Here is a 19,296-nt window from a genome sequence, read left to right on the forward strand (position 1 = left end):
GCTACCAGTCGCCAGTGGTGGGCTGCGGCAGGCTCAGGGTGCCGCTGTCCCTGAAGCGCACGGTGCCGAATACACCACCTGCCAGCTTGCCGCGCAGGGTGTAGGGCAGGTTGTCCAGACGTTGAGTCTGGGTCAGCCCTACAGCCTGGCGCAGCGCCGAAAAAGCCGAAATGCTCACCGGCACGACCAGAACGGTTTCGGAGAACCGCCCGATGCTGCCTCGCTGGTCACTGACACCCGAGGCCAGCAATTTGCCATTGACTTCCAGATCCAGCGCCACGCCGTTGTAGTCGATGGCTGTTTCATTGGGATTCTGCAGGCGCAGCTTGACTGCCATGCGTATTTCCAGACCCTGACCGGGCAAGGGCTCTATCCCCACCACATTGATATTGACCGGGTCGCGGCTGGCAAACAGCGCGCAGCCGCTCAAGGCCAGAATCATCAGGCCGACGAGCAGGCTGCGCAGTGTGGGTGATGGCATTCTCTGGGCCTCCCAAAAAAGGCAGTGTTTGCAATAGTGGCTCAGACCGCAGGCTCTGCCGGAGATTCTGCTGCTGCGACCTTTGTCTGGCAATCTACAAAAATCGATGATTTCTGCTATTCCAATAACAACAGCATTCTGGAAATCTGCCATGTCCATCGAGAACAAGACACCGCCTCACGATCCAGTCGTCATCGTCAGTGCCGCCCGTACACCAATGGGCGGTTTTCAAGGAGATCTGAAAAGCCTCACCGCGCCGCAACTGGGTTCGGCGGCCATTCGTGCGGCTGTGGAGCGGGCGGGTATCGATCCGCAGGACATCGAAGAAGTCCTGTTTGGTTGTGTGTTGCCGGCCGGGCTCGGACAGGCGCCGGCGCGTCAGGCGGCATTGGGGGCGGGGTTGAGCGCTTCGGCCCTGTGCACCACCGTCAACAAGATGTGCGGCTCCGGCATGCAGACCGCCATTCTGGCTCATGACCTGCTGCTGGCCGGCAGTGCCAGCGTGGTTATCGCAGGCGGCATGGAAAGCATGTCCAATGCGCCTTACCTGCTGGATCGCGCCCGCAGTGGTTACCGGATGGGTCATGGGCGGGTCCTGGACCATATGTTTTTCGATGGGCTTGAAGATGCCTACGAGCCAGGCCGGTTGATGGGCACCTATGCCGAGGATTGCGCCCAGATGAACGGCTTCAGCCGCGAGGCGCAGGATGCCTTTGCCATGGCTTCCCTGACGCGCGCTCAGGAAGCCATCGCCGAAGGTCATTTCGATGCCGAGATCGTGCCTTTGCAGGTGACGGTGGGCAAGGAACAGCGAGTGATCAGTCACGACGAGCAGCCACCCAAGGCGCGACTGGAAAAGATTCCGCTTCTGAAGCCTGCCTTCCGTGACGAGGGAACCGTGACCGCGGCCAACTCCAGTTCCATCTCCGACGGTGCTGCAGCCCTGTTGCTGATGCGTCACTCCGAAGCGCAACGCCGTGGTCTGACCCCACTGGCGAAGATTCATGCCCATGCCGCTTTTGCCGATGTTCCCGGCCTGTTTCCCACCGCACCCATAGGGGCGATTACCCGTTTATTGGGCAAGACCGGCTGGTCGGTGGATGATGTGGACCTGTTTGAAATCAATGAAGCCTTTGCCGTGGTGCCACTGGCGGCCATGAGCCGTCTCGAACTGCATCACGACAAGGTCAATATCAGCGGCGGCGCCTGCGCCCTGGGGCATCCGGTGGGGGCCTCGGGGACGCGGATTATCGTCACCTTGCTCTCGGCATTGCGCCGTAAACAGCTCAAGCGTGGTGTGGCTGCAATCTGCATCGGTGGTGGTGAAGCCACTGCCATGGCTGTGGAGTTGATGTAGGGGTGAATGAACTCGCCTCTCCAAGTTGATTGTTAATAGTGGATTTATATCAATGAGTTACGAGACAGTATCAAGAGAGGTTAGAGGTAAGGTCGGTCTGATTACCTTGAACCGTCCTCAGGCGCTCAATGCCCTGAATGCTCAACTGATCGATGAATTGAATCAGATTCTGGATGAGTTTGAACGCAGCCCTGATATCGGTTGTATCGTGCTCACCGGTTCCAGCAAGGCATTTGCTGCGGGAGCCGATATCAAGGAAATGGCCGGGCTGACCTATCCGCAGATCTATCTCGATGATCTTTTCGCCCAAAGCGACCGGATTGCGGCGCGGCGCAAGCCGGTCATTGCCGCTGTGGCAGGGTTTGCTCTGGGCGGTGGCTGTGAACTGGCCCTGATGTGCGATTTCATTCTGGCAGCAGAAAACGCCCGGTTCGGTCAGCCGGAAATCAACCTGGGCGTATTGCCCGGCATGGGCGGCACCCAGCGCTTGACGCGAGCGGTGGGCAAGGCCAAGGCCATGGAAATGTGCCTGACCGGTCGTTTGATGGATGCCCGTGAAGCCGAGAGCGCAGGCCTTGTCGCACGGATTCTGCCCACCGAACAATTACTTGACGAGGCATTGGCGGTCGCTGCCGTGATTGCCGATAAATCCCTGCCGGTCGCGATGATGGTCAAGGAAAGCGTCAATCGTGCATTTGAAGTCAGCCTGGCCGAAGGCGTTCGCTTCGAGCGACGGGTTTTCCATGCCGTCTTTGCCAGCGAGGACCAGAAAGAAGGCATGCAGGCTTTCGTCGAGAAGCGGGCGGCCAGTTTCAAAGACCGCTGAGCATGAATGCCCGGCGCTGCTGCTCGGTCCAGTTCTGCTGGATGTAATCCTGCAGCCTGATGCACTGGCCGGGGTGGACCAGGCACAGGCTGCCGGGCGTCTTGTTGTAATGCGCCGCCAGTTGCTGCAATTGTTCCTGGCTCAGGCCCAGATAACCCCATTCATCGGTTTTGCCCTCGAACAGAAAGTCCGCGGGTTCGATGTGCGCCAGATGTTCCAGACCGGGCTTGGGCATACGCACGATGTACCAGGTGCGATTGGCCAGCGGTGCGCCCTGCAGGCCCGGCTTTTGCGTCAGGCGCAGATCGGTGAGCTTCAATGCGCTGGCATCCTGTTGTTCGGGGGGCGAAGCTTTCATGGTGCGCGGCCCGATGATGGAAATACCCTGGGCTGCGATCTGCAAGGCGCCCTGTGAACCATGCAGGATCAGGTCTTCACGGGTGTCGATGTGCAAGCGTTGCCCGCTGCCCAGGCGAATGCTCTCGGCCTCCGGGTCCAGTGGCGTGCCATCGAGCTGGATGCGTGGCTGGGGATTGATCTCGCTGCCGGGTAGCAGGCCACAGATCACCGGTCGGTCCGGGTCGTTGTTCAGATGACGGATCAATACCCTGGCCCCGGGCTGCACCTTGTCAAGGCCCGATTCGCCGGTCCGGGCAATCCGTGCCAGGGGCCAGCGGCGGGTATTGGACGCTGGCTGCGCCAGAGTCTGCCAGTCAAAGCGGATGGGCAGACGACCTTGTTCATCGATTTCGCCATAGTCCATCAGGGTTGCCGTCTGATAACCGCTGGCCATAGGCCTGTGCCGTTTCAGAGGTGGACGGAAGGGCATGGCCCAGGGGATGACCCGGAAAGTATTGCGATAGCCGTCATCGAGCTTGTCTGTGCCTGAGGACGAAGAGAGGTTGACGATGGCGGTGATGTCGTGAGGATCGAAGCCTTCCATGAGATGACGCTGCATGCCTGTATGCTGCACTTCGGTCAGCAGCCAGTGATCATTGAGTGTCGGTTCGGGGTGATCGAGCACCTGAATGACCTGGCCGCTGTGCAGGGCAGGTTGGCTACTGCCGCCGATGATGTGTCGTCGCTCGCAACGCAGACGTTCCAGTCTGCGGGCGCTGCGCTGTCGCTGAAAGGCTTCTTCATGGTTTTTTGGGCGTGAGGCGATGGACTCCTCGAAAGGCTGGTTGATGCCGGTATTGCCCACCGTGTCGGTGGGGGACAGTGCCGTCAGCGGAGCAGCACCATGCCGGTGTACGGTGTGACTGCTGTAGCCGGGTGATATCGACAGGCATTCGGTCAGATGGGTAATGACGGGTTGTGCAGAGGCTTGATCATCGTTTTTCCCGAAGCGCATGGGCTGCGGCTGTTCCGGAAAGCATGCCGGGTCATCGGAAAATACCAGTTGATGGCCGACAAGGCTGTGCTCGAAGCGAAAATGAATGCCTTCTTCTTCGCACAGGCGTTGCAGCAGGTGCAGGTCGCTTTCATCGTATTGCACGCATAGCGTGCGTGCCGGATACAGACCGATAGTCTCGAAACGGTAGGCATTTTCTTCGATGCCATGCTCCTCAAGCAGCCGGGCAATCAACTGAAGCGCGCTGAGGTCATGATAGGCCCGCCGTTGCTGGCGTTGAGCAAGCATCTGCAGGCGTGGCATCAGCCTGACCCGGTAATGACTGAGGCAAGTCCCCGCATATTGCTGGCTGACATGGACGATCTGGCCATGCACACCGGCACGCTCTGGCCCGAAATTCAGGAAGGCATCGCGTTTCAGGAGGCTGGCAAAGTCCAGGTGAGGGTCGCTGCAGATCAGATCGATGTCGAAACGATAGACTTCGTTCAAGGCGTCCAGGCCGGTAAAGCTGATGACATGCAGATCCATCTGGCAGTCGGCAATCGCCAGAAATATTGGCATTTGCGGGTCTTCGCACATTCGCGGGCTCTCTCACCATGAAGTTCAGGCTGCGAAGGGTACGAAATGAAAAGCCTCAAGGGCATCGTTGCAGGTTTTTTCAGAAAAGGACTACAAGGCAATGCGTGATCCTGGTAATTGCCATCAGGGAATTCCGATGTACACAGAACTGTTGTTCGATCTCGGGGGTTTCATCTGACGCTATCGCGTATAAAATGCGCCCGGCGTCTCAGGCGCGTCATTATCGGTAACCATTTTTTCAGCGCTTTGCCATTCCTGCGGCCTGCTTGCCTGCAAGCCAGGCGGCAAGGCGCAATCGGATCAAGAGAGCACACATGGGCGCACAGTGGAAGGTCAAGCATAAAGAAGCGGCAGCCAACGCCAAGGGGCGTGTTTTTGGCAAGCTGTCCAAGGAAATCATGATCGCTGCGCGCGCAGGTGCCGATCCGGACATGAACGCGCGTCTGCGTCTGGTGGTCGAGCAGGCGAAAAAGGCCTCGATGCCCCGTGAAACCCTGGAGCGCGCCATCAAGAAAGGCGCTGGCCTGCTGGGCGATAGCGTGACTTTCGAGCGTCTGACCTACGAAGGCTTTGCTCCGCATCGGGTGCCGGTGATCGTCGAATGCCTGACCGACAACATCAACCGTACCGTTTCGGAAATCCGCGTGCTGTTCCGCAAGGGACAACTGGGTGCCGCCGGTTCGGTTTCCTGGGATTTCCTCTATCAGGGCATGATCGAAGCCGTCCCGACTTCACCGGATGCCGATCCCGATGAGGCGGCCATCGAAGCCGGTGCCCAGGATTGCGAAGCGGGTGAAGAGGGCGCGACCCTGTTCCTGACCGAGCCTACCGACATGGACGCCGTGTGCAAGAAACTGCCCGAGTTCGGCTTTACCGTGCAGTCGGCGCAACTGGGCTACCGTCCGAAAAGCACCGTCGACGGCCTGAGCGACGAACAGATGGCCGAAGTCGAAGCTTTTCTGGAAGCCATCGACAGCCACGACGACGTGCAGAACGTTTATGTAGGTCTGGCGGGCTGATCCGTCTGCGTGGGCTGTTTCAGACAGCCCACGCTTGTAACTCCTGAAACACTTCTTGCAGTGCCGGTCGTTTCCCGACTTCGGCCTGTACGCAGCGCGCTTGCAGCCCCTGCAAACGCTCCATGAGTGGACCATCCTGCGGTCCTGATTCGCAACGTTCCAGCAATTCTCCCAGCAATATTCCGAAAGCCCGTGTCTCGATGCGCTCCAGCGCTACACCCTGGCCAGCCGAAGGGTGGAATGAAGCTGCTCCAAAATCCCCCAGCAGACTGTCGCCATTGCTGCGCAGCAGAATATTGTGGCCGTAAAGATCGCCATGGGTAATTCCGCAGGCATGCAGATGCGCCGTGACCGAGGCGATGGAGCGAGCCAGATTCAGCAACGTTTCGGGTGAGAAGCGCGTCTGGGGCGGGTAGATGTCTCTGCTGCAGGAGTCCAGGCTTGGCGGTCCGGCGAGATTCACGAAGTCCGGTGCAATCAGCTGCATTACCAGCCCCAGTTGCCCTTGGGGATGCCCGGTAATCTGCCCCGATACCTCGATCAGATTCGGATGATTGCCTGCTGCGATACAGGCCGCCATTTCATTGAGCGGCGATCCATCGCTGGTGACATCACCCTTGTAGAGCTTGATGGCAACCGTTTCGCTGTGATTCCCGTTCTGCCATGTGCCTTGCTGGATAATCCCGGAAGCGCCTTCACCCAGGCGCTGCTGAATGCTCAGTTGTTCCCAGGGAATCTGTCGGACGGATTGCTCTTCACGCTCGGGGCACAGCGGATTGCCCGCATAGGCCAGCCAAGCCAGGGCCGGCAGTCGCAACAGCCAGTCTGGCAGCTCGTTCAACCGGTTGGCGGCAATGCGGATCAGTTCCAGCTTGTGGCAGTTGGCAAGGCTGGCCGGAAGGCTCTGCAAGCGATTGCCCGCCAGCATCAGTTTTTGCAGTTCCGGGCGCTGTCCCAGCTCCTCGGGCAACGACGGGATCTGGTTGTCGGTCAGGATCAGCCAGCGCAGGCGAGGGGGCAGTGACTGCGCCGGGACATGGCTGATCCGGTTGGCCTTGAAGCCGACGATGCGCAATTGCTGGCACTGGCCAATGCATGCCGGTAGCTCGGTAAACAGATTGTCGGATACGAACAGCACTTGCAGGTGTTTGAGCCGCCACAGATCGTCGGGCAAGCGATCAAGCGCATTGCCACTGAGATTGAGCACTTGCAGCGAGTCGGCCAGGTCGAAGATTTCCCGTGGAAACTCTGTAAGGCCGCAAGACAGGTCAAGCCGGGTGATGCCAGCCAGCTTGCCGGCACGCAGGTCTGCGAGGGTGTGCATGAGTCGTTTCAGCCAATGAGGTAGGAGCCAATCGGGCGGAGTTGTGTGGTCAGCGCAGGATCGACACCATTTCCGAGGTCACGGTCAACACATCCCTGGCCAACTGGCCGGAACGCTTGCCTGACCAGCCGGTTCTTGCATCCGGGGCGTCGTCGTTATCCTTGAAGGGCATTTCCAGAGTCAGTGACAGACACTTGAAGCGTTCGCCAACGCTGTTGCAGGCCAGCTTCATGTTGGCCTGGCCGGGAGCGCTGCGCGGGTAGCCATACCGGGTCTGGAAGTCGACGGTGATTTCACTCAGACGGCGACGGAAGTGCTCTTCCAGTTGCTCTTGTTGCCGGGTGTAGCCTGGATTGCCTTCGCAGGCGGCGGTGAATACATAAGGTATCTCTTCATCGCCATGGACATCGATGAACATGTCCACGCCATGCTTTTCCATCTGCTGAAGAATGAAAAACACTTCCGGGCTTTGCTCTGTCGTGCTGTCCTGCCAGGCGCGGTTCAGATCGTTGCCCTGGGCGTTGGTGCGCAAGTGGCCATGAAACGCGCCGTCCGGGTTCACGTTGGGCACCAGGTACAGATCCGCCGTTTCCAGCAGTTTCTTGATGACTGGATCGTCCTGCTCCTGCAAACGTCCGATCAGGCCTTCCATGAACCACTCGGCCATATGTTCGCCGGGATGTTGCTGGGCAATCATCCAGATCTTGCGCTTGCCTTCGGCACCATCGCCCTTGCGCAGGAGTTGAATATCCCGGCCTTCGACGCTCTTGCCGGTTGCCAGCAGCTCGGCACCGGTCTTTTCCAGGGCCTGCTTGATCAGCCAGTCATGGCGCTCACGGCTGTAGGGCTCGAAATAGGCGAACCAGATCTGCGGCTCGCCGGGCTCAATACTGAAGTTCAGGGCTTTGCCATCGAAGCTCGAAGGCACACGAAACCAGTTCCGATGATCGTAGGAGGCTACGGCGTTGTAGCCGCTCCAGGCACGATTGAAAGTGGACTCGCTGGCATTGGTCAGGCTGAAAGCGTGTGGCTGACCGACGTTCAGGCCCTCGACCTTGAAGTGGAACCACTGAAAGTGAGTGCTTTGGGTGTCGGGCGCGATTGCCAGTTCGACACGGGCCGGATTGCTGGCATCGATGACTTGGATATTGCCGCTGTCGAAGTCGGCACGAATGGTGAGGGCCACGGTGTATTCCTGTGTACGTAAGGCTCGTACTTTACACCGATCGACCGTCTTTATGACGACCTGAATGCCATGAGCTTTCAGGAGAATGTTTCAGCCGTCATCACCAGGCCGCAGACGAATGCGGTGAACAGGCACCAGGCCATATAAGTGCGGCGCTTGCGGCGATGCCAGCCTGAACTGCCGAGCAGGGCGGCGGGGGCTTGCAGGCGACGCCACAGGCGTTCGCTGGTCTGGAAAGCTGCCAGGTGAGCCGGATCGGCGTCCAGCCAGTGACGAAACTCGATGCGCTGGCTGGCAGTGGTGGCCGGGCTTTGCAGGTGGACATACCAGCGGTTGGCCTGTTCCTGAGCCTGCTCACCGGGGAAGTCGGCTGGATTTTCTGCATGCTTGTAAGCGTGTTGCAGCACCCGGAACATGGTGCGCTCGACCTTTTCCAGATCGATTTCCAGAAATGTGGCGATTTCGGCATAGGCAACGCCATCGAGGCGGCTGAGCAGGAATATCTGCTGGCGGCGGCGAGAAAGCCTGCCCAGGCTGCGGCTCAATTCGACGGCCTGTGGGGTTGCGGGGGCATCGGGCTGCCGGGTGGGCAGATGCAACAGAGGAGAGAGCTGGCTACTCATGATGTATCGCTCGCTGATCTTCCATGGAAATCTTCCCTGTGAGGTGAGTGCTGTCATCCGTGACCAGGGTCAGGCTAGTGAATTCGAGAATCATTCTCAAGTGAAAAGTGACAACAATTACTATTTTTAATGAAAGGTGGAGCTAAAATTTATGACCCTGATCGATATTGTTTTGCTATGATCCGCGCCATTCAGATACATAAAGACTTCATTAGCCTGAAGCAGCGAAAAAAACCAAAAAAAGACCCGGCAAAAAGCCGGGTCAAAAACCGTGATTAGCCTGATGAGGAGATAATCCGGGAGTCGACCTAAGACTCCTGGGTTATCCGCCAGTCTCGCGACCAGCTGATGCAATAATAATCATTATCATTTGCAAGTCAAATGTTTTTCCTGCATCCATTGAAATAAATAATCTCCCTCTGCTCTGATACCGTCTTGTGCGAGCCGGATAGGGCATTACACGTCCTGCATCTCTACCAGCAATGTTCCTTCGCTGACCATTTCTCCTTCCTGACAGTGCAATGCCGCGACCACGCCTGCCTGTGCGGCGCGGATGCTGTGCTCCATTTTCATGGCCTCCAGCACCACCAGTTGTGTACCGGCTTCAACCTGCTGACCCGCTTGCACCAGCACGCGCACGATGCTGCCATTCATGGGGGCGGTAAAGCCGCCTTGCCGGGTTTCACTGGTGTTGGCGGCTGCGATGGGGTCCATGCGCCTGATGGCATGCATTTCACCTTCCCATTTGAGATACAGCGTTCCGTTCTGGCGGATGGCCAGATGCTGATGACGGATGCCATTGTTCTCCATGACCAGCCGCTCGCCGCTCCACTGCAACAGGGTTTCGCTGCTTCGGCGCAGGCGGACAACTTTCGTTTGCTCCTTGCACTGCAGGTGCAGATCGATCTGATCGGGCAGCCCGAAGCGCAGGCCTGTGTTCGAGCTCCATGGCGAGTGCAGGTCGTCCGGGCGGATACGCGATGGTTCGCTCTGGATAAAGGCTTCGGCGGCGGCCTGCCAGAACTCGTCGGTCAATTCGCTTGTGGCAGGTAGCAATTGTTCCTGATGGCGAGGGATGAAACCGGTATCCAGTTCGGCGGCAGCAAAGGCCGGATGGCCAATGATGCGTTGCAAAAAGGCCAGATTGGTTTTTACACCGCCCACTGCGAACTCATCGAGCATGGCCAGCAATCGCAGGCGTGCTTCTTCGCGGTTTTCGCCCCAGGCAATCAGTTTGCCCAGCATGGGATCGTAGAACGGCGAGATGCTGTCGCCCTCGCCGACACCGCTGTCGATCCGCCAGCCCGGACGGGGAAGGGGCTCGCGATAGAGATCGAGAGTGCCGGTGGCGGGCAGAAAGTCGTTTTCCGGGTCCTCGGCATACAGGCGTACTTCAATGGCGTGCCCGTTCAGGGGGACTTGCTCTTGAGTGATCGGCAGTGCCTCGCCGAGGGCGACCTTGATCTGCCACTGCACCAGATCCAGCCCGGTGATGTATTCGGTGACCGGGTGCTCGACCTGCAGGCGGGTGTTCATCTCCATGAAGAAAAACTCGCCACGGGAATCCAGCAGAAACTCCACGGTGCCTGCGCCTACATAACCGATGGCTTGCGCTGCGCGGACGGCGGCTTCGCCCATGGTCTGGCGCAATTGCGGGCTCAGGCCGGGGGCAGGGGCTTCTTCGACGACTTTCTGGTGGCGGCGTTGTATCGAGCAGTCCCGTTCATTGAGATAGAGGCAATGGCCATGCTGGTCGGCAAACACCTGAATCTCGATATGGCGCGGCCTGAGCAGGTACTTTTCCACCAGCATTCGCGAGTCGCCAAAGGAGGCCTGAGCCTCGCGCTGCCCCGAAGCCAGTGCTTCGGCAAGTTCGCTGGCGTTCTCTACGACTTTCATGCCCTTGCCGCCGCCACCTGCGCTGGCCTTGAGCAGAACGGGATAGCCGATGCGCTCGGCAGCGGCCATAAAGGTGTCGAGATCCTGGGCTGCGCCATGATAGCCGGGCACCAGCGGAACGCCGGCAGCCTCCATCAGGGATTTGGCAGCGGACTTGCTGCCCATGGCCTCGATGGCCGAGGCGGGCGGGCCGATAAAGATCAGCCCGGCGTTTTCGATGGCCCGGGCAAACTCGGCGCTCTCGGACAGAAAGCCGTAGCCGGGATGTATCGCCTGAGCGCCGCTGGAGTGGGCGGCAGCTATCAGCTTGTCGATCTGCAGATAACTTTCGGCTGCCTTGCTGCCCCCGAGGTCCACCCGAATGTCGGCTTCGCGGCTGTGGCGGGCTTCGCGGTCGATGGCGCTATGGACCGCAACGCTGGTCAGTCCGAGTTGCCTGGCGGTACGCATGATGCGGCAGGTGATTTCACCCCGGTTGGCAACCAGCAGTGTGGTCAGCACAGGCTTGTCCTGGGTGCTCATGATTGCGAGTCCTTTTGTCTGTCGGCAGAGGTCTGCCAGTACGGCTGGCGCTTTTCCAGAAAGGCCCGCAAACCTTCCTGGCCTTCGGCACTGGTGCGAATCCGGGCAATGGCGCTTTCGCAGTAACGGCGCAGGGATGGAGTCAGTTCCCCGCTGCCCACTTCCCGCAGCAAGTCTTTACTGGTGCGCATGGCATGGGGGCTGTTGAGCAGTAAATTGTCGATCCAGGCTCGGGTCTGGTTTTCCAGCTCATCGAGGGGGTAACACTCGGCAAGCAGGCCGATTTCACGGGCGCGTACACCATCGAAGCGCTCGGCAGTCAGGGTGTAGCGTCGCGCAGCACGTTCGCCGATGGCCTGGACCACGAACGGGCTGATCACCGCAGGTGCCAGACCAATTCTTGTTTCCGACAGACAGAATTGTGCTTCTTGGGCGCCGATTGCCATGTCGCAGCAACTGATCAGGCCCAGCGCGCCGCCAAACGCCGCGCCCTGGACCACGGCCAGCGTGGGGATTTTCAGTTTGGCCAGGTTGTACATCAGTTCGGCCAGTTCCCGGGCGTCGTCCAGGTTGGTGTTGTAATCCATATCCGCTGCCTGTTGCATCCAGCTCAGGTCGGCACCCGCGCTGAAATGCTTGCCATGCCCGCGAATCAGCAGGAAGCGAAGGCTGGCATTGGCTTGCACGGCGTCCAGGGCAAGAATCAGTTCGCGAATCATCTGTGCATTGAAGGCGTTGTTCTTTTCCGGGCGATTGAGCCAGAGGGTGGCGAAGCCGCGTGGATCTTCGATCAGGGTTACGGTTGCGAAGGACGTCATGCTCTATCCCCTGGTTACATGCGAAACAGGCCGAATGTGGTGGGTTCGATGGGCGCGTTGAGCGAGGCTGAAAGTGCCAGGGCCAGAATGTCGCGGGTCTGCGCCGGGTCGATGACGCCGTCATCCCACAGGCGGGCGCTGGAATAGTAGGGGTGGCCCTGATGTTCGTATTGATCGAGGATCGGCTGTTTCAACTCGGCCTGCTGCTGTTCGCTGAAGGCCTGGCCACTGCGCTCGGCCTGTTCGCGCTTGACCTGCACCAGAACGCCTGCCGCCTGTTCGCCGCCCATCACGCCGATCCGGGCATTGGGCCACATCCACAGGAAGCGTGGGTCATAGGCGCGGCCACACATGCCATAGTTCCCGGCCCCGAAGCTGCCGCCGATGATGACTGTGAACTTGGGCACTCTGGCGCATGCCACGGCGGTCACCAGCTTGGCTCCGTGCTTGGCGATGCCGCCGCTTTCGTATTTCTGGCCGACCATGAAGCCGGTGATGTTCTGCAGGAACAGCAGCGGGATACCACGCTGACAGGCCAGTTCGATGAAATGCGCGCCTTTCTGTGCCGCTTCGGCGAACAGAATCCCGTTATTGGCGAGGATTGCGACAGGATAGCCATGCAGCCGGGCAAAGCCGCAGACCAGTGTGGTGCCGAAAAGCGCCTTGAACTCGTCGAGTACCGAACCGTCCACCAGTCGCGCAATGACTTCGCGCACATCGAAGGGCTGCTTGGCTTCGGCGGGAATCACACCATATAACTCGTCGCTGGCATACAGAGGCGCAACGGGGGCGATGACATTCAGTTGGCCCTGCTTGCGCCAGTTGAGGTTGGCGATACTGCGGCGGGCCAGCGCCAAGGCATGTTCGTCATTCTCTGCATAGTGATCGGCCACCCCGGAAGTCCGGCAATGCACATCGGCACCCCCCAGGTCTTCGGCGCTGACCACTTCGCCGGTGGCAGCCTTCACCAGAGGCGGCCCGGCCAGAAAGATGGTGGCCTGCTGACGTACCATGATCGCTTCGTCGGCCATGGCTGGCACATAAGCACCGCCAGCGGTGCAGGAGCCCATGACCACAGCGATCTGCGGGATGCCCATGGCACTCATGTTGGCCTGATTGAAGAAGATGCGCCCGAAGTGTTCGCGATCCGGAAACACTTCATCCTGACGTGGCAGGTTGGCACCGCCCGAGTCCACCAGATAGATACAGGGCAGGCGGTTCTGCTGGGCGATGGCCTGGGCGCGCAGGTGCTTCTTGACGGTCAGCGGGTAGTAAGAGCCACCTTTGACCGTGGCATCGTTGGCCACAATCATGCATTCCACACCTTCGACTCGACCAATGCCGGCAATTACGCCCGCCGCCGGCACCTCTTCGTCATACACGGCATGGGCCGCGAGCTGACCTATTTCCAGAAATGGCGAACCGGGGTCCAGCAAACGATTGATGCGCTCGCGGGGCAGCAGCTTGCCTCGCGAGGTGTGGCGTTCCTGCGCCTTGCTGCCGCCCCCTTCATGAACCCTGGCCAGCAGGCGGCGCAGGTCATTGACCTGTTCCAGCAATGCGGCGTGGTTGCTGACGAATTCGGGAGAGCGCGTATTGATTTGGCTGTGCAGAATGGTCATGAAGCACTCCCAGGGTCAGCGGGTCTCGTTGAACAGTTCGCGACCGATCAGCATGCGCCGGATTTCACTGGTACCCGCTCCGATCTCGTACAGCTTGGCGTCACGCAGCAGGCGACCGGCCGGAAACTCGTTGATGTAGCCATTGCCGCCCAGAATCTGAATGGTATCCAGTGCCATCTGTGTGGCCCGTTCGGCGCTGTAGAGGATGATTCCGGCGGCATCCTTGCGGGTGGTTTCGCCGCGGTCGCAGGCCTGGGCAACGGCATACAGATAAGCGCGGCTGGCATTCATCTGGGTGTACATGTCAGCGACCTTGCCCTGGATGAGCTGAAACTCGCCAATGCTCTGGCCGAACTGTTTGCGCTCGTGGATATAGGGCAGCACCACATCCATGCAGGCCTGCATGATCCCGGTCGGGCCACCGGAGAGCACGACGCGCTCGTAATCCAGGCCGCTCATCAGGACTTTCACACCGCCATTGAGCGGTCCCAGCAGGTTTTCTTCCGGGACTTCGACATCATCGAAAAACAGCTCGCAGGTATTGGAGCCGCGCATGCCGAGCTTGTCGAACTTGTTGCTGCGGGTGAAACCTTTCCAGTCACGCTCGACAATAAAGGCGCTGATGCCATGGGCGGCCTTTTCCAGGTCGGTCTTGGCGTAGATCACATAGGTGTGGGCGTCCGGGCCGTTGGTGATCCAGGTCTTGCTGCCATTGAGTACGAAGCGGTCGCCACGACGATCTGCCCGAAGTTTCATGGACACCACGTCCGATCCGGCATTGGGTTCGCTCATGGCCAGTGCGCCGACATGTTCGCCACTGATCAGCCTGGGCAGGTAGCGGGCTTTCTGCTCCGGGTTGCCATTACGGTTGATCTGGTTGACGCACAGATTCGAGTGGGCACCGTAGGAGAGGGCGACCGAGGCCGACCCGCGGCTGATTTCTTCCATGGCGACCACGTGAGCCAGATAGCCAAGGCCTGCGCCGCCATATTCTTCGCTGACGGTGATGCCCAGAAGTCCCATGTCCCCGAACTTGCGCCACATGTCGGCCGGGAACAGGTTGTCTCTGTCGATCTGTGCGGCACGCGGGGAAAGTTCGGACGCGACAAAAGACTGGATCTGGTCGCGCAGCATGTCGATGGTTTCGCCCAGGGCGAAGTTCAGACTGGGGTAGATCATGAATAGCGCTCCAGTTTTATTCTTGGCGGATTGGCTATGACCTTTACGTTAACGTAAGTCTGTAATTGCCAAAGTGTCAATGTCGGAGGGCGAACAGGAGAAAGAGAGGGGGGCGATTATGGGAATGCCGGAAAGCACGAAGGGGAGCCTGGGCTCCCCTTCAAGGTTTCTTTGTATGCTCTTTTTTATTTTTCGGGAGGTCTTTTGTTGTTTTTGGCGACCAGGCCCTTCACATCTTTTTTGAGCGACCCCCATTCGGGATCAAGAGCAAACGTATTTTTTTGAGCGCTGATATCGCTTTTATCTTGTCGATCCAACCAGTTCCGGAGCTACCTGAAGGTAGTTTTATTGTTCTCTGCCTGGTTGCGAGTACCTCCGTTTTTGCGAAGGACGCTGAAAGCTATCCACTCCAAAAAAATCTGTTAGCTGCGCCTCTGTCCGTGTTGTTCTTGTTATGTCAGAGCCGATACGTATTGTTTTTATTGGATTGCTGCGTTTTGTTGTTCTTGTTGTTCAGGAGATATAGCAGAACCCGTGCCAGTTTTTGTGAAAGCCTTTGAAAGCAGGGCTTTGGCAGGATTCTGGTGGCTGGGGACCTGGCCCGTCAGTCACCGAATGTTTCCGTGTTACCCGTTTTCGCTGAACTCATGACGGTGAGGGTAACACTCTGTGACAAGTTGCCGCATCGGCTCGCCGACCAATGACCTTTCTCAGGTGGGCATACGGGCCATGGCCACTTTCGATCCGTTTCGGCGTTCCAGCACGGTACAGATGCGCTGGCCTGCAGCGATGAGAAGGTCCAGATCGATGCCGGTGTCGACGCCCAGGCCAACCAGCATATAGAGCACATCCTCCGTTGCGACATTGCCGCTGGCACCCTGGGCATAAGGGCAGCCGCCCAGTCCGGCGACCGAGCTGTCGAAGACTGCGATGCCTTCCAGCAGGCTGGCGTAGATATTGGCCAGCGCCTGACCGTAGGTGTCGTGAAAATGCCCGGCGAGTTTGCCCCGAGGAATCTGTCCGGCAACCACATTGAAAAGCTCGCGGGTTTCGGCGGGTGTGCCGATGCCGATGGTGTCGCCCAGGGAAACTTCGTAGCAGCCCATGGCGATCAACTCGTTGGCCACGGACGACACCTGTTGGGGTGAAACCTTGCCTTCGTACGGACACCCCAGCACGCACGACACATAACCTCGTACGCGGATGCCATGCAGATGCGCCGCCGCCATTACCGGCAGAAACCGCTCCAGACTTTCACTGATGGAGCAGTTGATATTGCGCCGGGAAAAGGCTTCGGAGGCTGAAGCAAATACCGCTACCTCCCGAACTCCAGCCGCCAGCGCATCTTCGAAACCTTTCAGATTGGGAGTGAGGGCCGAATAGGTAACGCCAGGCTGGTGATGAAGACGGGCAAAAACTTCGGCAGAACCGGCCATTTGCGGCACCCACTTGGGCGATACGAAACTGCCGGCCTCGATGTGTTTCAGTCCTGCGGCTGACAGGTCCTCGATCAGTTGCACCTTGTGCGGAATGCTCACTGGGCGTGCTTCATTTTGCAGGCCATCTCTGGGGCCGACTTCCACCAGACGAACGCGTTGAGGTAAGTGCATGGCGGTTGTACCTCATATTTTGTTGAGGTTTGTGTTTTATATCATTGATTTTTAAGAGATTTATCAAGAGCTGCTCGGCAGCGTTCTTCTGCGGTGTCCAGTTCCAGTTGCATCTGCCTGATGTCCAGAAGCTGTTGCTCCAACTGGCCACGGCGCTCTTCGATCTTGCCCAGCATGCTGTGTAACTGCTTCTGATTGTCGCCGTGAGGGTCGTACAGCTCGATCAGTTCCCGGCATTCGGCCAGAGAAAAGCCGATGCGTTTACCGCGCAGGATCAGCTTGAGGGTGACCTTGTCGCGAGGCGAGTAAATGCGCTCCAGGCCCCGTCTTTCAGGGGTGAGCATGCCTTGCTCCTCGTAAAAGCGAATGGCGCGGGTGGTGATATCCAGCTCGCGGGCGAGGTCGGAGATGCTGTAGGTCGGGCTGTTCATGGAGGCGCTCGGCGGGGGAACCTTTGGTTTAACCTAAGGCTGGCTTGACGTATACGTCAAGCCAGTGATGCTTCGGGCGGGCAGAGTTAAAGCTAGAACTAGCATTAATTTTTAATTAAATATTTATATTTATCAATATCTTGAGCTATGTAGTTAATTCTTTTTCTGCTCTTGTTTCCTGTGCCGTTACGCGCTGGCACAGCTCGATAAGCTGTTCGCGCATCCAGCGATTGGCCGGATCCTGATCGGTGCTTTCGTGCCAGTACAGATGGGTTTCCACTGCCGGGACATCGTTGACCGGCAACTGCGCATAGTGCAGGTCGTGACGCCGGGAAAAGCGCTCGGGTACGGTCATGACCATGTCGGTCTGTTGCAGCACCTGGGTCGCCATCAGGTAATGCTGGGAACGCAGGGCAATCTTGCGCTGGATTCCCATCTTGCCCAGTGCCAGGTCCACATGACCCAGGCCGCTGCGGCGACTGGAAATATGAATGTGGGCCTGTGCCAGATAGTCATCCAGGTTCAAGGCGGCCTTGCCTGCCAGAGGATGGCTCTTGCGCATGGCGCAGACGTATTTGTCTTCCATCAACTTGACGTGCCGCACCTGCGGGTCGGTGTTGAGAGGCGCATCGACGGCGAAGTCCAGACGTCCGGCAGCCAGCTCCTTGGTGGTTTCGCGCCGTTTGGACAGAAAGCTTTCGATGGTCACTGCCGGGGCCTGACGTCGCAGGCGCTGGAACAGCAGAGGCAGAATCACCGCTTCGGTCAGGTCGGTCATGCTGATACGGTAGTTCTTGCTGGCCTGCAGCGGATTGAAGATACGGCTTTCCTGCACGGACACTCGCAACAGTGACAAGGCATTGCGCACCGGGCCGATGATGTTCTGGGCCATGGGGGTGGGCACCATGCCTTGGGCCGTGCGCACGAACAGTGGATCGTTGAAGGTTTCCCGCAGTCGCGCCAGGGCGTTGGAAACCGCTGGCTGGGTAATGCCTACGATCTGGCCGGCTCGTGTCAGATTGGCTTCGGTGTAAATGGCGTCGAAGACAATGAAAAGATTGAGATCAACCTTGCTCAGGTTCATTGGAGGCGCCTCTCGTTGTTTTTGTCGGATCGCTGCTTATGCCGCAGCGTTGCTCGATCATATATTGGTTATGAATGTTTATATACGTCGAGAATAGATTAGATAAATGTCCGGGTGTTCTTTAGCATCCTTTCCATGACCTCCATTTCCTTGAGAAGGTAGCTGCCCATGGATTTTGCCTATTCCCCGAAAGTGCAGGAGCTGCGCGAGCGCGTCACTGCTTTCATGGACGCTTACGTCTATCCCGCCGAACCTGTGTTCGAGCGCCAGGTGGCGGAAGGTGACCGCTGGCAGCCCACGGCAATCATGGAAGAGCTCAAAGCCAGGGCCAGGGAGCAAGGCCTGTGGAATCTGTTTCTGCCCGAGTCGGAGCTGGGAGCCGGCCTGACCAATCTCGAGTACGCACCTCTGGCAGAGATCATGGGGCGTTCGCTGCTCGGGCCTGAGCCCTTCAACTGCTCGGCCCCGGACACCGGCAATATGGAAGTGCTGGTGCGTTACGCAACCGTGGAGCAGAAGCAGCAATGGCTGGAGCCTCTGCTGCGGGGCGAGATCCGGTCGGCCTTCGCCATGACCGAGCCTGACGTGGCGTCATCGGATGCAACCAATATGGCGGCCCGTGCCGAGCGTGATGGCGATGAATGGGTCATCAATGGTCGCAAATGGTGGACTTCCGGTGCCTGTGATCCGCGTTGCAGGATCCTGATTTTCATGGGCCTGACCAATCCCGACGGGCCTCGTCATCAGCAGCACTCCATGATTCTGGTCCCGGCGGACACGCCCGGCGTGAAGATCGTTCGGCCGCTGCCGGTGTTTGGCTATGACGATGCGCCTCACGGGCACGCCGAGGTGCTGTTCGAGAATGTCCGGGTACCTTATGACAATGTGCTTTTGGGCGAGGGGCGTGGTTTCGAAATTGCTCAGGGGCGTCTGGGGCCGGGGCGCATCCATCACTGCATGCGCTCGATCGGCATGGCGGAGCGGGCTTTGGAACTGATGTGTCAGCGGGCAGCCAGTCGTGTGGCATTCGGCAAACCCCTGGGCCTGCTGGGCGGCAATATCGACAAGATCGCGGATTCGCGCATGGAAATCGATATGGCGCGGCTGCTGACCCTCAAGGCCGCCTACATGATGGATACCGTAGGCAACAAGGTGGCCAGGAGCGAGATTGCCCAGATCAAGGTAGTGGCGCCCAACGTGGCTCTGAAAGTCATTGACCGGGCCATCCAGATACATGGCGGCGCTGGGGTTTCCGGTGATTTTCCACTGGCCTACATGTATGCCATGCAACGCACCCTGCGTCTTGCCGATGGCCCGGACGAAGTGCATCGTGCGGCCATCGGCAAGTTCGAGCTGGGTAAATACCTGCCGCAGAGGTGAGT

At 58.7% G+C, this 19,296-nt stretch carries 16 protein-coding genes; 4 read left to right on the forward strand and 12 right to left on the reverse strand.

All coding sequences use genetic code 11. From position 1 onward, the window contains the following. Window position 1 precedes the first annotated feature (1 nt). On the reverse strand, window positions 2–481 hold the full coding sequence (locus JSY17_RS02340; RefSeq protein ID WP_206401328.1) for an LEA type 2 family protein: 480 nt from the start codon (window positions 479–481) through the stop codon (window positions 2–4). A gap of 151 nt (window positions 482–632) precedes the next feature. On the opposite strand from JSY17_RS02340, the gene JSY17_RS02345 reads away from it, so the two are divergent. Beyond that, window positions 633–1,838, forward strand: a complete 1,206-nt coding sequence (locus JSY17_RS02345; RefSeq protein WP_206401331.1) for an acetyl-CoA C-acyltransferase — start codon at window positions 633–635, stop codon at window positions 1,836–1,838. Window positions 1,839–1,890: 52 nt separating this feature from the next. Then, complete coding sequence (locus JSY17_RS02350; RefSeq protein ID WP_201012423.1) at window positions 1,891–2,664, forward strand: enoyl-CoA hydratase; 774 nt, start codon at window positions 1,891–1,893, stop codon at window positions 2,662–2,664. Here the strand turns inward: JSY17_RS02350 and JSY17_RS02355 are convergent. Next, complete coding sequence (locus JSY17_RS02355; RefSeq protein ID WP_232849226.1) at window positions 2,651–4,579, reverse strand: type VI secretion system Vgr family protein; 1,929 nt, start codon at window positions 4,577–4,579, stop codon at window positions 2,651–2,653. The genes JSY17_RS02350 and JSY17_RS02355 overlap by 14 nt on opposite strands. Before the next feature lie 332 nt (window positions 4,580–4,911). Here JSY17_RS02355 and JSY17_RS02360 point away from each other — a divergent pair, with 332 nt between their 5' ends. Then, a complete protein-coding gene (locus JSY17_RS02360) occupies window positions 4,912–5,616 on the forward strand; it encodes a YebC/PmpR family DNA-binding transcriptional regulator (protein ID WP_117167612.1) in 705 nt (234 codons plus the stop codon). Window positions 5,617–5,635: 19 nt separating this feature from the next. Here JSY17_RS02360 and JSY17_RS02365 read toward each other — a convergent pair whose 3' ends face one another. The 10 genes from JSY17_RS02365 to JSY17_RS02410 form a co-directional block, all read right to left on the reverse strand. Further along, window positions 5,636–6,940, reverse strand: coding sequence for a leucine-rich repeat-containing protein kinase family protein (locus JSY17_RS02365; RefSeq protein WP_206401335.1), 1,305 nt, complete (start codon window positions 6,938–6,940; stop codon window positions 5,636–5,638). A 49-nt stretch (window positions 6,941–6,989) separates the two neighbouring features. After that, a complete protein-coding gene (locus tag JSY17_RS02370) occupies window positions 6,990–8,126 on the reverse strand; it encodes a M14 family metallopeptidase (protein WP_206401337.1) in 1,137 nt (378 codons plus the stop codon). A gap of 77 nt (window positions 8,127–8,203) precedes the next feature. After that, a complete protein-coding gene (locus tag JSY17_RS02375; RefSeq protein WP_206401339.1) occupies window positions 8,204–8,749 on the reverse strand; it encodes a DUF4880 domain-containing protein in 546 nt (181 codons plus the stop codon). Between the two features lie 456 nt (window positions 8,750–9,205). Then, window positions 9,206–11,170 (reverse strand): acetyl/propionyl/methylcrotonyl-CoA carboxylase subunit alpha, encoded by a 1,965-nt coding sequence (locus JSY17_RS02380; protein ID WP_206401341.1) that lies wholly within the window; start codon window positions 11,168–11,170, stop codon window positions 9,206–9,208. Then, complete coding sequence (locus JSY17_RS02385; RefSeq protein ID WP_206401343.1) at window positions 11,167–11,988, reverse strand: gamma-carboxygeranoyl-CoA hydratase; 822 nt, start codon at window positions 11,986–11,988, stop codon at window positions 11,167–11,169. Before JSY17_RS02385 ends, JSY17_RS02380 begins: the two co-directional genes overlap by 4 nt. 14 nt (window positions 11,989–12,002) lie before the next feature. Beyond that, window positions 12,003–13,610 (reverse strand): carboxyl transferase domain-containing protein, encoded by a 1,608-nt coding sequence (locus JSY17_RS02390; protein ID WP_206401345.1) that lies wholly within the window; start codon window positions 13,608–13,610, stop codon window positions 12,003–12,005. Window positions 13,611–13,625: 15 nt separating this feature from the next. Beyond that, window positions 13,626–14,789 (reverse strand): isovaleryl-CoA dehydrogenase, encoded by a 1,164-nt coding sequence (locus JSY17_RS02395; protein WP_117180737.1) that lies wholly within the window; start codon window positions 14,787–14,789, stop codon window positions 13,626–13,628. 710 nt (window positions 14,790–15,499) lie between these two features. Then, the gene (locus JSY17_RS02400; protein WP_201012430.1) at window positions 15,500–16,399 is read right to left on the reverse strand and encodes a hydroxymethylglutaryl-CoA lyase; all 900 of its coding nucleotides are present in this window, start codon (window positions 16,397–16,399) and stop codon (window positions 15,500–15,502) included. A 41-nt stretch (window positions 16,400–16,440) separates the two neighbouring features. Then, complete coding sequence (locus JSY17_RS02405; protein ID WP_201012431.1) at window positions 16,441–16,830, reverse strand: MerR family transcriptional regulator; 390 nt, start codon at window positions 16,828–16,830, stop codon at window positions 16,441–16,443. 145 nt (window positions 16,831–16,975) lie between these two features. Then, a complete protein-coding gene (locus JSY17_RS02410; RefSeq protein WP_117187191.1) occupies window positions 16,976–17,914 on the reverse strand; it encodes a LysR family transcriptional regulator in 939 nt (312 codons plus the stop codon). A gap of 168 nt (window positions 17,915–18,082) precedes the next feature. Here JSY17_RS02410 and JSY17_RS02415 point away from each other — a divergent pair, with 168 nt between their 5' ends. After that, entirely contained in the window at window positions 18,083–19,294 is a 1,212-nt protein-coding gene (locus tag JSY17_RS02415) for an acyl-CoA dehydrogenase (protein ID WP_201012432.1), read from the forward strand. The last annotated feature ends 2 nt before the right edge of the window (window positions 19,295–19,296 follow it).

It is taken from the genome of Pseudomonas capsici (genome assembly GCF_017165765.1).
Lineage (GTDB): Bacteria > Pseudomonadota > Gammaproteobacteria > Pseudomonadales > Pseudomonadaceae > Aquipseudomonas > Aquipseudomonas capsici.

Coding starts and splice junctions, on each gene's coding strand:
- JSY17_RS02350 (WP_201012423.1), top strand. CDS start 1,891: ATGAGTTACGAGACAGTATCAAGAGAGGTTAGAGGTAAGGTCGGTCTG.
- JSY17_RS02345 (WP_206401331.1), top strand. CDS start 633: ATGTCCATCGAGAACAAGACACCGCCTCACGATCCAGTCGTCATCGTC.
- JSY17_RS02410 (WP_117187191.1), bottom strand. CDS start 17,914: ATGAACCTGAGCAAGGTTGATCTCAATCTTTTCATTGTCTTCGACGCC.
- JSY17_RS02360 (WP_117167612.1), top strand. CDS start 4,912: ATGGGCGCACAGTGGAAGGTCAAGCATAAAGAAGCGGCAGCCAACGCC.
- JSY17_RS02365 (WP_206401335.1), bottom strand. CDS start 6,940: ATGCACACCCTCGCAGACCTGCGTGCCGGCAAGCTGGCTGGCATCACC.
- JSY17_RS02400 (WP_201012430.1), bottom strand. CDS start 16,399: ATGCACTTACCTCAACGCGTTCGTCTGGTGGAAGTCGGCCCCAGAGAT.
- JSY17_RS02395 (WP_117180737.1), bottom strand. CDS start 14,789: ATGATCTACCCCAGTCTGAACTTCGCCCTGGGCGAAACCATCGACATG.
- JSY17_RS02340 (WP_206401328.1), bottom strand. CDS start 481: ATGCCATCACCCACACTGCGCAGCCTGCTCGTCGGCCTGATGATTCTG.
- JSY17_RS02385 (WP_206401343.1), bottom strand. CDS start 11,988: ATGACGTCCTTCGCAACCGTAACCCTGATCGAAGATCCACGCGGCTTC.
- JSY17_RS02390 (WP_206401345.1), bottom strand. CDS start 13,610: ATGACCATTCTGCACAGCCAAATCAATACGCGCTCTCCCGAATTCGTC.
- JSY17_RS02380 (WP_206401341.1), bottom strand. CDS start 11,170: ATGAGCACCCAGGACAAGCCTGTGCTGACCACACTGCTGGTTGCCAAC.
- JSY17_RS02415 (WP_201012432.1), top strand. CDS start 18,083: ATGGATTTTGCCTATTCCCCGAAAGTGCAGGAGCTGCGCGAGCGCGTC.
- JSY17_RS02405 (WP_201012431.1), bottom strand. CDS start 16,830: ATGAACAGCCCGACCTACAGCATCTCCGACCTCGCCCGCGAGCTGGAT.
- JSY17_RS02355 (WP_232849226.1), bottom strand. CDS start 4,579: ATGCCAATATTTCTGGCGATTGCCGACTGCCAGATGGATCTGCATGTC.
- JSY17_RS02375 (WP_206401339.1), bottom strand. CDS start 8,749: ATGAGTAGCCAGCTCTCTCCTCTGTTGCATCTGCCCACCCGGCAGCCC.